This is a genomic window from Prauserella muralis (genome assembly GCF_003202285.1).
Taxonomy (GTDB): domain Bacteria; phylum Actinomycetota; class Actinomycetes; order Mycobacteriales; family Pseudonocardiaceae; genus Prauserella_B; species Prauserella_B muralis.
In genome coordinates, this window is sequence record NZ_MASW01000001.1 from 375769 (window position 1) to 389298 (window position 13530).

The following is a 13530-nucleotide window of genomic DNA, read 5'->3' on the forward strand; positions in this document are numbered from 1 at the left end:
GCCCGGCACGGACGGTTCGCCGGGACCACGGCACAAAACACCCGCTGTAGTCAAGCGGCGACGACCTGCGATTCCGTGTTCCGGGGCTGCCGCGGCGGCGGGTCACTCGAACAGGCCGGTGATGCTCTCCACGAAGCTCGTCACGAACTGCACGGCCACCAGACCGAACGCCAGCAGCAGCACGAGTGCCACCGCGAGCCCGGCCGAGCCGCTGGACGGCTTGCGCCACGGCACCCGGTCGCGCCGCTCGGCGAGGTCGTCCTTCTTCTCCGCCCGCTGCGCGCCCAGCTGCCTGCGCCGCAGCATCGGCGGCAGCAGCGCCGACCGCGCGGGCCAGGCCCGCTGCTGCTGCGGGTAGAGACCGGCAGGCTGCTCCGACTGCTTCGGCTCGGCGTCCACGGCGGGCAGCTCCCCCGTGGTGGCGTTGGCGTCGACGTCGTCCTGGCCGTCCTCGCCGACCTGGTCGTCGCCCGCCGTCCGGGGAGCAGGCGCCTGCGCACGCTCGCCGGCCATCGCCGCGTCCACCATGCCCCGCACCATCTCCGAGTCGGGCTCGACCGGCCTGGCGATCTCGATGTCGCTGTACTGGTCGCGGTCGGTCTTGACGCTGAACTCCGGCCTGCCGCTGCTCACCAACCCGGCCAGCGGGTCGGCGAAGCTCTGCGGCGGCTCGGGCGCCTGAGTGCCGTCACCGTTCGCCACGCGTCCTCCCTTGCCGGATCGTCCTCGCATCCAGGGTAGCCACGCCCTGGCCTCACGCATCCGCCCAACAGGGCGACCGTACGGCTACGGACGGTGACACCGGGTGTCGTGGATCAGGACTTCGACTTGGCGGTCGACGCCTTCTTGCGCGTGGTGGTCTTCTTCTTCGGCGCGGGCCCCTTGGCTCGCTTCTCGGCGAGCAGCTCCTCCGCCCGTTCCTGCGTGAGGTCCTCCACGCTGTCCGACTTGCGCAACGAGGCGTTGTACTCACCGTCGGTGACGTACGGCCCGAAGCGGCCGTCCTTGACCACGATCGGCTTGCCCGACGCCGCGTCGGGGCCGAACTCCTTCAGCGGCGGCTTCGCGGCCGCCTGCCTGCCCCTGCGCTTCGGTTCGGCGTAGATCTTGAGCGCCTCGTCGAGCGTGATGTCGAAGATCTGCTCCTCGGTGCTCAGCGACCGCGAGTCGGTGCCCTTCTTGAGGTACGGGCCGTAGCGGCCGTTCTGCGCGGTGATCTCCTCGCCGCTCTCCGGGTCGGTGCCCACCACCCTCGGCAGCGACAGCAGCTTCAGCGCGTCGTCGAGGGTGACCTCCTCGATCGACATCGACTTGAACAGCGAGGCCGTACGCGGCTTGGGCTTCTTCGCCTTGCTGGTCTTCTTGCCGTCGGTGGCTTCCTCCGGCTCGGGCAGGATCTCGGTGACGTACGGCCCGAACCGGCCCTCCTTGGCCACGATCTCGTGGCCGGTCACCGGGTCGGTGCCGAGCACGCGGCCCTCCTGCGGGGTCGCGAACAGCTTCTCCGCGATCTCCAATGACAGCTCGTCCGGCGGCAGGTCCTCGGGCAGGTTGGCCCGCTGCGACTCGCCGTTCACCTCCCGCTCCAGGTAGGGGCCGTACCGGCCGACGCGGACCACCACCGGGTGCCCCTCGCTGTCGTCGAACAGCGGGATCGAGTTGATCTCACGCGCGTCGATGTCCTCGACCCCGGAGCCGACGAGTTTCTTGAGCCCGCCGAGCCTGCCGATCGAGCCGTCGGCACCCAGGTCGCCGCCGAAGTAGAACCGGGAGAGCCAGCGCGTGCGCTGCTCGTCGCCCGCGGCGATCTTGTCGAGCTCGTCCTCCATCGCGGCGGTGAAGTCGTAGTCCACCAGCCGTTCGAAGTGCTGCTCCAGCAGGCCCACGACCGAGAAGGCGACCCAGGACGGCACGAGGGCCGAGCCCTTCTTCCACACGTATCCGCGGTCCTGGATGGTCTTGATGATCGAGGCGTAGGTGGAGGGCCTGCCGATGCCCAGCTCCTCCAGCTTGCTGACCAGGCTGGGCTCGCTGTAGCGCGGCGGCGGCGAGGTCGAGTGCCCGTCCGGGTTCAGCTCGGTGGCCGTGAGCTCCTGCCCGCGCGTGAGGTGCGGCAGCCTGCTCTGCTTGTCGTCGGCCTCACCGCCGGTCTCGCTGTCGACGGACTCGACGTAGGCCTTGAGGAAGCCGGGAAAGGTGATGGTGCGGCCGGACGCGGAGAACACGCACTCCTCGCCGCTGGTGGCCGTGCCCGTGATGCGCACCGACATCGTGGTGCCCCTGGCGTCGGCCATCTGCGAGGCGATGGTGCGCTGCCAGATCAGCTCGTAGAGCCGGAACTCGTCGGTCTCCAGCTCGGCGGCAACCTGGCCGGGCGTGCGGAACGTCTCGCCCGCGGGGCGGATGGCCTCGTGTGCCTCCTGGGCGTTCTTCACCTTGCGCGTGTACTGCCTCGGCTTGTCGGAGACGAACTCCGAGCCGTACAGCTCGGTGGCCTGCCTGCGCGCCGCCGAGAGCGCCGTGTCCGACAGCGTCGTCGAGTCGGTGCGCATATAGGTGATGTAGCCGTTCTCGTAGAGGCGCTGCGCGATGCGCATCGTCCGTTCCGACGAGAACCGCAGCTTGCGACCTGCCTCCTGCTGCAGCGTGGAGGTCATGAACGGCGGGTAGGGACGCCGGGTGTAGGGCTTCTCCTCGACGCTGGTGACCGCGAACTCGCGCTCGCGCAGCGCCTGCGCCAGCCGGGTCGCCTCGGGCTCGTCCAGCGTGGTGACGTCCTTGGCGGAGGCCTTGAGCCGCCCGTCCGGCCCGAAGTCGCGGCCGGTGGCGAGGCGCGCGCCGTCCACCGAGGTGAGCCGCGCGGGGAAGCTGCGTGGCGACGCGGCGTCGCCGCCCGCGCCGGTGTCCATCGTCGCGGCGATGTCCCAGTACGACGCCGACGTGAAGCGCATCCGCTCCCGCTCGCGCTGCACGATGATCCGGGTGGCCACCGACTGGACCCGGCCTGCCGACAACCTCGGCATGACCTTCTTCCACAGCACAGGCGAGACCTCGTAGCCGTAGAGCCGGTCGAGGATGCGGCGGGTCTCCTGCGCGTCGACCAGGTCGGGGTCCAGCTCACGGGTGCTCTCGGCGGCCGAGCGGATGGCCTGCTCGGTGACCTCGTGGAAGACCATCCTGCGCACCGGGATCTTGGGTTTGAGCGCTTCGAGCAGGTGCCAGGCGATGGCCTCGCCCTCACGGTCGGGGTCCGTGGCGAGGTAGAGCTCGTCGACGTCCTTGAGCAGGCTCTTCAGCTCGGTGACCGTGGCCTTCTTGTCCGGGGAGACGACGTAGAGCGGCTCGAAGTCGTTCTCGACGTCCACGCCGAGGCGCGCCCAGGGCTGGCCCTTGTACTTCGCGGGCACGTCGGCCGCGCCCCTCGGCAGGTCGCGGATGTGGCCGCGGGAGGACTCGACGACGTAGTCCCGGCCGAGGTACGGCGCGATCTTGCGGGCCTTGGTGGGCGACTCGACGATCACCAGTCGCCGACGGCCCGCGCCGTTCGCCGCGGTCCCGTTCTTCTTCGACCGGCTACCCCGGCCACCGCCTCTCGAGGCGGCGCCCTGCGCCTCAGTCTCCTTCGTCGCTCCAGCCACGCTGTCCCGCTCTCCGCTCCAACTCACCTGTTCGACCCGCCAGTGTGCACTCTCCCGGGCGACAGTGTCTTCTCAGGTGGCCCCAACACGCCGTAAAGCGTGTGTCAAGCGCATCGCTGTGCGCCTGGGTGATGTTTCTCTTCCACACCTAGCACGTGACGCGCACCTCACGCCGTCCGGGCCGGTGCGTATCCGGACGGATACGCTGCGTCGAGTCTCCGCCACACGGAAGGCCTCACGGAAAGGTTTGCCTGCCGATGCCCCGAAGCCTCCTCAGCATCCTCGGCGCCCTGCTGGCGGCTCTGTTCACGTTGTCTCTGGTCACCGCCGCCCCGGCGCACGCGAAGACGATCGACCTCGCCGGCACGGTGGCGCTGTCCAACTGCTCGGGCTCCGTCGTCGAGCTGGCGGGCACCCCGGACACGGCGCCCGCACTGGTGCTGTCCAACGGGCACTGCCTCGAGTCGGGTTTCCCGAGGCCGGGCGAGGTAATCGCCGATCGGCCGTCGCAGCGCACGTTCGCGCTGCTCGGCGGCGACGGACGCGAGCTGGGCACCCTGCGCGCCGAGCGGCTGCTCTACGCGACCATGACCCACACCGACGTCTCGCTGTACCGGCTGGACGTCAGCTACGCCGACCTGAAACGTGCCCACGGCATCACGCCGCGGGTGCTCGCCACCTCGGGGCCCGCGCCCGGCACCGGCATCACCGTGGCCTCCGGCTACTGGAAGCGCACATACACCTGCGCGGTCGACGGGTTCGCGCACGAGCTGCACGAGGGCGGCTACGTCTGGCGGAACTCCATCCGCTACACCCGGGCCTGCGACACCATCGGCGGCACGTCCGGCTCGCCCATCGTCGACACGGCGACCGGTCAGGTCGTCGGCGTCAACAACACCGGCAACACCGAGGGCGGGCGGTGCACCATGAACAACCCGTGCGAGGTCGACGAGCAGGGCCGGGTCACGGTGCGCAGGGGTGCGAACTACGGCCAGCACACCGAAGGGCTCTACGGCTGCCTGACCAGGGCGAACGACCCGGCGTTCGACGCACCCGCGTGCACGCTGCCCAAGCCGCCCGCCGCCGCTGTGACCGGCGCCACGCGCATTCCGGCTTGAGGTTGACGCAGCGTCAACCTCTACCGTCGACCACATGGCCTACTCGATCGTGCAGGTCGCGCGGATGGCGAAGGTGACCTCGCGCACCCTGCGGCACTACGACGAGATCGGCCTGCTGCCACCCGCGTACGTGGGCAGCAACGGCTACCGCTACTACGAGCACGACCAGCTGCTGCGGCTGCAGCGGATTCTCCTGCTGCGGGAGCTGGGCCTGGGGCTGGACGCGATCGGCGACGTTCTCCGCAAGGAGACCGATCCCATCTCGGCGCTCGAACTGCACCACGAGTGGCTGCTGGCCGAGCGTGACCGGTTCGACCGGCTGGCCAGGACGGTACGCAACACCATCGAGCAGTTGAGAAGAGGAAACACCGTGAACGCCGACGAGTTGTACACCGGCTTCGCCCGCGACTCCGAGCAGGCGCAGCGGCTGGCCGAGGAGGCCGAGCAGCGCTGGCCGGGCGCACTCGCCACCCACCAGCGGGTCAAGGGCTGGTCCGAGGAGAAATGGGAGGCCGTCCAGCGCGCGGAAGCCGAGGCTTCGAGGGCGATCGCAGACCTGATGCGCGCGGGCGTGCCCGCGGACGACGCGCGCACCATCGAGGCGACCGATGCCCACTACCGCTGGGTGTGCCATTTCTGGACGCCCAACGCCGAGGCCTACACCGGCCTCGGGCAGCTGTACGTGGACGACGAGCGGTTCACCGCCACGATCGACCGTGAGGCGCCGGGACTGGCGGCGTACCTGCGCGACGCCATGGCGGCCTACGCCAGGCAGCGCCTGGAGTGAGAAGGCTCACACCTCAGCCGCCGGCGGTGCCGGGGTCGAACCGCGGCGCACCGCTGTCCGTGGTGAGCTGACGGCACGACGGCGCCTTCGCGGCCGCCTTCTTCAGCGCGGGCACCGTGTCGAAGCCGTTGAGCAGGTTGATCCGGCCGATGTCCTCGAGCGGCGTGCGGACGGCGCTGATCGCCGCCCGGCTCTGCTCCTCGTCCACGGCCGCGTCGAGCTGCTGCTTGGCGCCGAGTGCCCGGTCACGGATGCCGGTGTAGGTGGACACGGCATCGGCCTTGATGGCCTCGCCCTCGGCCACCGGCGCGGGGCCGAGGCCATCGAGCTGCCGCAGCGTGCGGTCCAGCCCCTTCACCATCACGCCGAGCAGGCGGCTGGAGGTGCTGGACGCGCGCTGCGGCGTGCTCGGGTCGATGTCGGGCATCGTGGAGAACGACTGCACCAGCTCCGACACGGCTCCGCAGTAGTCGTCGGCCCAGGCCACGGTGGCGTCCTCCCTGCGCACCTCCTGGGCCGTCATGCCAGGCCCGTCGTCGCGGGCCTGTGGTTGCGCACCCGGTGCCACCGGGCCGTCAGCGCCGTCCATGCCTCTGCCTTGACCGCATCCCGCCAGTCCAAGGCCCAGGGCCATGGTCACCGCGGCGAGAACGGTCATCCGGGGCCGCACGCCGACACCTCCTGACGCAGACAGTCCTCTGACACAACCGACTGTGACGGTACCGGTCGTGTTACGCGATGCAAATCACCGCACTGCCGCCCGCCGCACCACCCGGACACGAAGCGGGCCCGGGACACGGTTCACCGCGTCCCGGGCCCGCTTTCCTGCCGGATGCGCTAGACGTTCGTGTTGCTCGACTGCGGCGCGGGCGTCTCGGCGATGGCCGTACCACGGCGCTTCGACACCACGATCGCGGTCACGATGATCAGCACCGCCACGAGGGCGATGGCGATCCGGACGCCCACCGAGGCGTCCGGGCCCACGGTGAACTGGACCACCGCGGGCGCGATGAGCAGCGACACCAGGTTCATGACCTTCAGCAGCGGGTTGATGGCAGGGCCCGCCGTGTCCTTGAACGGGTCGCCGACCGTATCGCCGATGACCGTCGCGGCGTGCGCCTCGGAGTTCTTGCCACCGTGGTGGCCGTCCTCCACGAGCTTCTTCGCGTTGTCCCACGCGCCACCGGAGTTGGCGAGGAACACCGCCATCAGCGTGCCCGTCGCGATCGCGCCGCCGAGGTAGCCGGCGAGCGCGCCGGTGCCGAGACCGAAGCCCACGGCGATCGGCGCGAACACCGCGAGCAGGCCCGGTGTCGCCAGCTCGCGCAGCGAGTCGCGGGTGACGATGTCGACGACCCTGCCGTACTCGGGGCGGGTGGTGCCCTCCATGATCCCGGGGATGTCGCGGAACTGGCGGCGCACCTCGTACACCACCGCACCCGCGGCCCTGGACACCGCGTTGATGGCAAGGCCGGAGAACAGGAACACGACGGCCGCGCCGATGACCACGCCGACGAGCGTGTTCGGCTCGATGATGCTGTCCACGAACGACTCGGGAACCTCGCCGAGCGCGGTGCCCACGTCGGAGAGCGCGCCGAGGATGGCCTCGGAGTAGGAGCCGAACAGCGCGGTCGCCGCGAGCACCGCGGTCGAGATCGCGATGCCCTTGGTGATCGCCTTGGTGGTGTTGCCGACGGCGTCCAGCTCGGTGAGGATCTGCACGCCCTCGCCCTCCTCCAGGTCGCCGGACATCTCGGCGATGCCCTGCGCGTTGTCGGAGACCGGGCCGAAGGTGTCCATCGCGACGATGACGCCGACCGTGGTGAGCAGGCCCGTGCCCGCCAGCGCCACCGCGAACAGCGCCACCGCGCCGCCGAGCAGGTAGGCGCCGTACACGGCCGCGCCGATGACCAGCGCCGTGAACACGGCCGACTCGAAGCCGACCGAGATGCCGGACAGGATCACGGTCGCGGCACCGGTCTCCGAGGTCTTGCCGACGTCCTTGACCGGGCCGTGCTCGGTGCCGGTGTAGTAGCCGGTGAGCCACAGGATGACGCCGGCGAGCGCGATACCGATGATCACCGACACGGTGGCGATGACGGCCGGGTTGCCGTCGGCTCCCGCGAAGGAGGTGGGCAGGAACACGAACGCCGCGATGGTGGACAGCACGGCCGAGATCACCGCGGAGATGTAGAACGAGCGGTTGATCGTGGTCAGCCCACTCTCACCGGCACGGGCCTTGGTGATGTAGATGCCGATCACGGCGGTGATGACACCGATCGCCGGAATGATCAGCGGGAACACCAGGCCGTAGCCCGCGGCGCCGAACGCGGCGCTGCCGAGGATCAGCGCGGCGACCAGCGTCACCGCGTACGACTCGAACAGGTCCGCGGCCATGCCCGCACAGTCGCCCACGTTATCGCCCACGTTGTCGGCGATCGTGGCCGCGTTGCGCGGGTCGTCCTCGGGAATGTTCTGCTCGACCTTGCCGACGAGGTCGGCGCCGACGTCCGCGGCCTTGGTGAAGATGCCGCCGCCGACACGCATGAACATGGCGATCAGCGCCGCGCCGAAGCCGAAGCCCTCCAGCACCTTGGGTGCCTGGCCCGTGTAGACGAGCACCACCACCGAGGCGCCGAACAGGCCGAGGCCCACGGTGAACATGCCGACGACGCCCCCGGTGCGGAACGCGATCCGCATCGCCTTCTCCCGGCCCTGCGGCTCACGTGCCGCCGCCGCGACGCGGACGTTCGCGCGCGTCGCCAGCCACATGCCGAGATAGCCGATGAGGAACGAGAACACCGCGCCGACGACGAAGAAGACGGAACGGCCTATGCGCTCGTTCCAATCCTCCGCCGGAAGCGCGAACAGCAACACGAACACGATCGCGCCGAAAATCGCGAGCGTTTTCCGCTGCCGGTTCAGATAGGCAGCCGCGCCTTCCTGCACCGCCTTGGCGATCTCCTGCATCTTCTCGGTGCCCTGGCCCGCGGCCAGAACCTCCTTGAGCAGGAAATATCCAATGACGATCGCAGCAAGGGCGACCACGGCGACCACGGCCACGATGCCGTAGTCACCTCCGGAGAGCTGGGGACCGCCCTCCGCGAGGAATTGCCGGGACATTCGTCCTCCTGGAAACGTCGCCTGTTGCCTGCGCCGGAGCGGACTGGCCACTGTGCCGGCGCTGACATGGGATCTACACCACTTCTGGTGTGGTTTCGCGGAGTCTATTGGTAGCGGCAGACGCGGCGGCAAGGCGTCCCACCCTCGTCTCCGCAGCGCAGGCCTGTGAGTCCGCTCACTGAACCGATCATCGACGGCTTTTCGTGCCCGGCAGCGGGTGTGCGATGCTCGAACACATGAGCGGGCCGACGGATTCGGGTCGAGCACGGCAGCTGCTGCGCCGGGCGACGGCGGGCATCCCCGAGCGGCGCAACCCGGTCACGCACGTCGCCGACCTCCCGGCGAGGCCCGCCCGGTTCGCCGACTGGCCGGACTGGGCGCCGCGGGAGGTCGTGGACGCGATCCGGGCGTGTGGTGTCGAGCGGCCGTGGGCGCATCAGGCCGAGGCGGCGTCGCTGGCGTGGTCCGGCAGCGACGTCGTGGTCGCCACCGGTACCGCGTCCGGCAAGTCGCTCGTGTACCAGCTGCCGGTGCTGTCGGCGCTGGTGGCTGACCGCAAGGCCACGGCGCTCTACCTCGCTCCCACCAAGGCGCTCGGCGCCGACCAGCTGCGCGCGGTGGACGACCTGGGCGTCGACGGTGTCCGGCCCGCGTCGTACGACGGCGACACGCCGCTGCCCGAACGCGACTGGGTGCGCCAGCACGCGCGCTGGGTGTTCACCAACCCGGACATGCTGCACCGCGGCATCCTGTCCGCGCACGCCCGCTGGACGCGGTTCTTCCGCAAGCTGCGTTACGTCGTGGTGGACGAATGCCACAGCTATCGCGGGGTGTTCGGCTCGCACGTTGCGCTGCTGCTGCGCAGGCTGCGTCGGGTGGCGAGGCACTACGGGGCGGACCCGGTGTTCGTGCTCGCCTCCGCGACCACCGCGGAGCCCGCCGCGTTCGCCGAGCGGCTGACGGGCGGGCCGTGCGTGGCGGTCACCGACGACGCCTCGCCGAGGGGCGCGCGCACCGTCGCCCTGTGGGAGCCGCCACTGCTGGAGGAGCTGGCAGGCGAGAACGGTGCGCCGGTGCGCCGGTCGGCCGGCGCCGAGGCGGGCCGCATCCTCGCCGAGCTCGTCATCGAGGGCGCCAGAACGCTGGTGTTCGTGCGCTCTCGGCGCGGAGCCGAGCTGACCTCGCTCGGAGCCAAGCGCATACTGTCCGAAGTGGACAGCAAGCTGACCGGGCTGGTGGCCGCCTACCGCGCGGGGTACCTGCCCGAGGAACGGCGCTCGCTGGAGAAGGCGCTGCTGGGCGGCACGCTGCTCGGGGTCGCGACGACGAACGCCCTGGAGCTGGGCGTGGACATCGCGGGCCTGGACGCGGTGGTGCTCGCGGGGTATCCGGGCACGCTGGCGTCGTTCTGGCAGCAGTCCGGCCGCGCGGGCCGGTCGGGCGACGAGGCGCTCGTGGTGTTCGTCGCGCGGGACGACCCGCTCGACACCTACCTGGTGCATCACCCGGCCGCACTGCTGGACCGGCCGGTGGAGACGGCGGTGCTGGACCCCGCGAACCCGTACGTGCTGGCGCCGCAACTGGCGTGCGCCGCCGCGGAGCTGCCGCTCACCACCGCGGATCTGCCCTCGTTCGGGGGTGAGGCGGCGCGGGAGGTGCTCGACGACCTGGTGGCGGAGAAGATGCTGCGGCGCAGGCCGTCCGGCTGGTACTGGACGACGCGCGACCGCCCGCAGCACGAGGTGGACATCCGGGGTTCGGGCGGCGACCAGGTGGCGGTGGTGGAGGCCGACACCTCCCGCCTGCTGGGCACGGTGGACCCCGGGGCGGCGTGCGGCACCGTGCATCCGGGGGCGGTGTACCTGCACCAGGGGACGTCGTACGTCGTGGACGAGCTGGACCTGGAACACGGGCTCGCGCTGGTGCACCAGGAGAACCCGGAGTGGAACACCACGCCCCGCGAGGTGATCGACATCGCCGTGCTCGACACGGTGCGGGAGGAGCACTACGGCGGGGTTCGGGTGTGTCTCGGCGAGGTCGCCGTGACGTCGCGCGTGGTGGGCTACCTGCGACGGCTGCCGTCCGGTGAGGTGCTGGACCACGTGGCCCTCGACCTGCCCGAACAGGTGCTGCGCACGCGGGCGGTCTGGTACACGATCAGCGACGAACTGCTCGCGAACGGCGCGGCACCCCAGGCGAGTCACGAGCGCGCTCCGGCCGAGGGCCCCGCGATCGCGGCGGCGGGGCGCTCCGCCGGAGAACCGCAGCCGAACAACGAGAGCCCAAGCCCCGGCGACGCGATCACGTCGCGCGCAGAGCCGCGAGAACACAGCGACGAACTGCTCGCGAACGGCGCGGCATCCCGGGGCGGCAACGGATCCACGGCGAATGGCAGGGCGCCGGGGGGCGCCGGTCTTGATCCGGCGCGCATCCCCGGCGCCCTGCATGCCGCCGAGCACGCGGCGATCGGCCTGCTACCGCTGTTCGCTACGTGCGACCGCTGGGACATCGGCGGGGTTTCCACCGCTCTGCACAGTGACACCGGGGAGGCGACGGTGTTCGTGCACGATGGTCATCCCGGAGGTGCGGGATTCGCCGACCGCGGCTTCGCCGCGCTCGTCCCTTGGCTGGCCGCCACGCGGGAGGCGATCGTCTCCTGCGAGTGCCCGGCGGGATGCCCGTCCTGCGTCCAGTCGCCGAAGTGCGGGAACGGCAACGATCCGCTGGACAAGGCAGGGGCGGTGACCGTGCTGGACATCGTGCTCGGGGCGCTGAACCGCGATGCTTCGCACGGCCACATGGTGGTCACTCAGGCTGCGGAGGACCCGGCCGCGAAGACCGGCTGAGCCACCGGCTGCTCGGCATGCGCGCCGAGCAGCGCGCGCACCAGCACGTCGTGCACGGCCTCGGCCCGGGGCAGCCGCCAGCCCCAGATCTCCGGCTTCACCCGCCAGTGCACCACGCCGTGCTCGAACGGCGTGGGCGGCAGCGGGATCCAGCTGCCCTCCGTGTGCCACTCGACGTCCTCGTGTTCGGCGAGCACGGCCGGGACCCGCTCCGCCGAGGTGGTCAGGAAGAGCCAGCGGCCGTTGGGCATGGCCACGATCGGCGCCGGGTTGCCGGTGGCGCGCAGCAACGTGGCGGCCCGGCGGCCGAGCCGGTCGTCGACCTCGATCGCGTCGACCATGGTGCCGGTGGCCACGAGGAGGCTGTACGGGCGTCCGGTCCACCATGCGGCGACCTGCCGCGGGTGCGCGCCCAGCCGCTGCTGCCAGTCGTCGTGAGCGGGCACCGGCCGGGTCCACGTGGAGCCGGGCTCCGGACGGTCGGCGGTGTCGGGATAGGTGCCGGGCAGGACGGGCCAGCCCCGCCAGGCGAGACCGATGGCCTCGGCGCGCAACTCGATGCGGAACGCGCCGCGCCAGCTGTCCGACCACTCCGTGTCCAACATGTCTTTCTCAAGCCTCCTCAGAAACCTTCACCGCCTCGTGCGCGGTGTCACATATGAATAAACGGCAAGTTGCACGACGGCGATAGCCCTCCGTCGACAACCGGCAGTCACGAAACGACGAGTGAGCATCGACACAACGGTCCGGCCGAACGCCGGGCGTCGATCATCGGGCTCAGTGGCCGATGACCTCGCCGTTCGTCGCAGCTCCGGTGCACGCCAGAGGCGCGGGCGAACAGGGCGGTACGCGGGCGTTCAGCGCTGCTCACCCGCTGCGAGACCGTTCATCGTGTGCCGACGACCGCTGCGCGGTGGCCGGGGCGGCGCCCAACCGGTCACCGGCACCGTGCCGTTCGCCGACCGCTCGTCCACTCGTCGCGATCGGCTCGGCAGGCCCTGCCCTGGCTCTGCCGACCGCCGGGCCGAACGCCGCGAGCAAGCCGGGCCCCTCCGCCTCGACGACCACGAGTGCGTCCCACTGTTCGAGGCGGCAGTCCCGTACGGCCACCCGCATCCGCTCGGCGATGCGGGTGGCGTGTCCGCATGCCTCGACAGCACCGTCCTGGACGTGTCCCGCGGCGGCGAGCGCGGCCAGGTCGGCGGCGCTCGCCGCGCGGTGCCGGGTCACCGCGGCCGCACCCAGCGCCCACAGCAGCCCGGTGACGGCCAGCAGAGCGGCGATGGCGCCGGCTGCCCACACGGTGGCCGAGCCGCGGTCGCCCCGTGCCTCGCCGCACCGCTCGTCGCCGGCTGTCCTTCCGTCAGCGCGGAGCACCGGCACCCACCTCTGCGGGCTCGTCGCGGGAGACGCCCGCGACACCGGGCTCCAGCTCGGCATGGGCGCTCGCCACCACCGTGACGCCGGGCAGCAGGCCACCGGCAGGATCGGCGCGCACCGTGACGGCCACCGTGCGGCCCTGGCCGCGCACGTCGAGCGTGGCGCCGGACGGTGCGAGCGTGCGCACCGCCTCGGCGGCCAGCGCCGGTTGCCCCCTCGCGATGAGCCGCGCCGCCTCCCTCGCGGCGTCGGTGCACCGCAGCTGCCCGGTGACCGCCGCGGTCCCGGCGAGCACGAAGGCGAAGACCACGACGAGAGAACACAGCGCGAGTGCACCCTCCACCGTCACGGAGCCACGGTCGGCCGCCGCAGGCGAGGGAACCGGGGAAGCGGCCATCGTCAGAAGTCCACCGAGATCGCCCGCTCCACGAGCGAGGTGAGCCCGCTGAGGATCGAGTCGCCGGTGACCACCGCGTACAGCACGGCGGCGAACGCGGCGGCCGCGATGGTGCCGATGGCGTACTCCGCCGTGCTCATCCCGGCATCGGCGTCGCCATCGTCGTCGCGCGACGGCCGGACGAGCAGCACCGCGCGGGTCAACATGGTGTTCATGACAGGTCTCCTTCTGGGTGAAGAGG

11 protein-coding genes are annotated in these 13530 nt (G+C 71.1%); 3 read left to right on the plus strand and 8 right to left on the minus strand.

What is annotated here, in order from left to right; translation table 11 throughout:
• Positions 1–102 precede the first annotated feature (102 nt).
• A complete protein-coding gene (locus tag BAY60_RS02650; protein WP_112279217.1) occupies positions 103–702 on the minus strand; it encodes a hypothetical protein in 600 nt (199 codons plus the stop codon).
• Between the two features lie 113 nt (positions 703–815).
• On the minus strand, positions 816–3521 hold the full coding sequence (gene topA, locus BAY60_RS02655) for a type I DNA topoisomerase (protein WP_211330241.1): 2706 nt from the start codon (positions 3519–3521) through the stop codon (positions 816–818).
• A 374-nt stretch (positions 3522–3895) separates the two neighbouring features.
• Here topA and BAY60_RS02660 point away from each other — a divergent pair, with 374 nt between their 5' ends.
• Together BAY60_RS02660 and BAY60_RS02665 are read left to right on the plus strand one after the other, a co-directional pair.
• Positions 3896–4756: a S1 family peptidase gene (locus BAY60_RS02660; RefSeq protein ID WP_112279219.1), complete on the plus strand. Its 861-nt coding sequence runs from the start codon at positions 3896–3898 to the stop codon at positions 4754–4756.
• Positions 4757–4790: 34 nt separating this feature from the next.
• Positions 4791–5543: a MerR family transcriptional regulator gene (locus tag BAY60_RS02665; protein WP_112279220.1), complete on the plus strand. Its 753-nt coding sequence runs from the start codon at positions 4791–4793 to the stop codon at positions 5541–5543.
• 13 nt (positions 5544–5556) lie between these two features.
• On the opposite strand, the gene BAY60_RS02670 is transcribed toward BAY60_RS02665, so the two are convergent.
• Positions 5557–6132 carry a hypothetical protein gene (locus BAY60_RS02670; protein ID WP_146770969.1) on the minus strand — a complete coding sequence of 192 codons (576 nt, stop codon included), beginning with the start codon at positions 6130–6132 and terminating at the stop codon, positions 5557–5559.
• A gap of 248 nt (positions 6133–6380) precedes the next feature.
• Positions 6381–8666 (minus strand): sodium-translocating pyrophosphatase, encoded by a 2286-nt coding sequence (locus BAY60_RS02675; RefSeq protein WP_112279222.1) that lies wholly within the window; start codon positions 8664–8666, stop codon positions 6381–6383.
• A gap of 236 nt (positions 8667–8902) precedes the next feature.
• Here BAY60_RS02675 and BAY60_RS02680 point away from each other — a divergent pair, with 236 nt between their 5' ends.
• On the plus strand, positions 8903–11512 hold the full coding sequence (locus tag BAY60_RS02680; protein ID WP_112280667.1) for a DEAD/DEAH box helicase: 2610 nt from the start codon (positions 8903–8905) through the stop codon (positions 11510–11512).
• On the opposite strand, the gene BAY60_RS02685 is transcribed toward BAY60_RS02680, so the two are convergent.
• From BAY60_RS02685 to BAY60_RS02700, 4 genes are all read right to left on the minus strand, one after another.
• Entirely contained in the window at positions 11476–12117 is a 642-nt protein-coding gene (locus BAY60_RS02685) for a bifunctional DNA primase/polymerase (RefSeq protein WP_112279223.1), read from the minus strand. The two genes, BAY60_RS02680 and BAY60_RS02685, sit on opposite strands and share 37 nt — an antisense overlap.
• Positions 12118–12379: 262 nt before the next feature.
• Complete coding sequence (locus BAY60_RS02690; protein WP_245992283.1) at positions 12380–12889, minus strand: Rv3654c family TadE-like protein; 510 nt, start codon at positions 12887–12889, stop codon at positions 12380–12382.
• Positions 12876–13289 (minus strand): TadE family type IV pilus minor pilin, encoded by a 414-nt coding sequence (locus BAY60_RS02695; RefSeq protein WP_112279225.1) that lies wholly within the window; start codon positions 13287–13289, stop codon positions 12876–12878. Before BAY60_RS02695 ends, BAY60_RS02690 begins: the two co-directional genes overlap by 14 nt.
• A 2-nt stretch (positions 13290–13291) precedes the next feature.
• Complete coding sequence (locus BAY60_RS02700; RefSeq protein ID WP_112280668.1) at positions 13292–13495, minus strand: DUF4244 domain-containing protein; 204 nt, start codon at positions 13493–13495, stop codon at positions 13292–13294.
• Between the last annotated feature and the right edge of the window lie 35 nt (positions 13496–13530).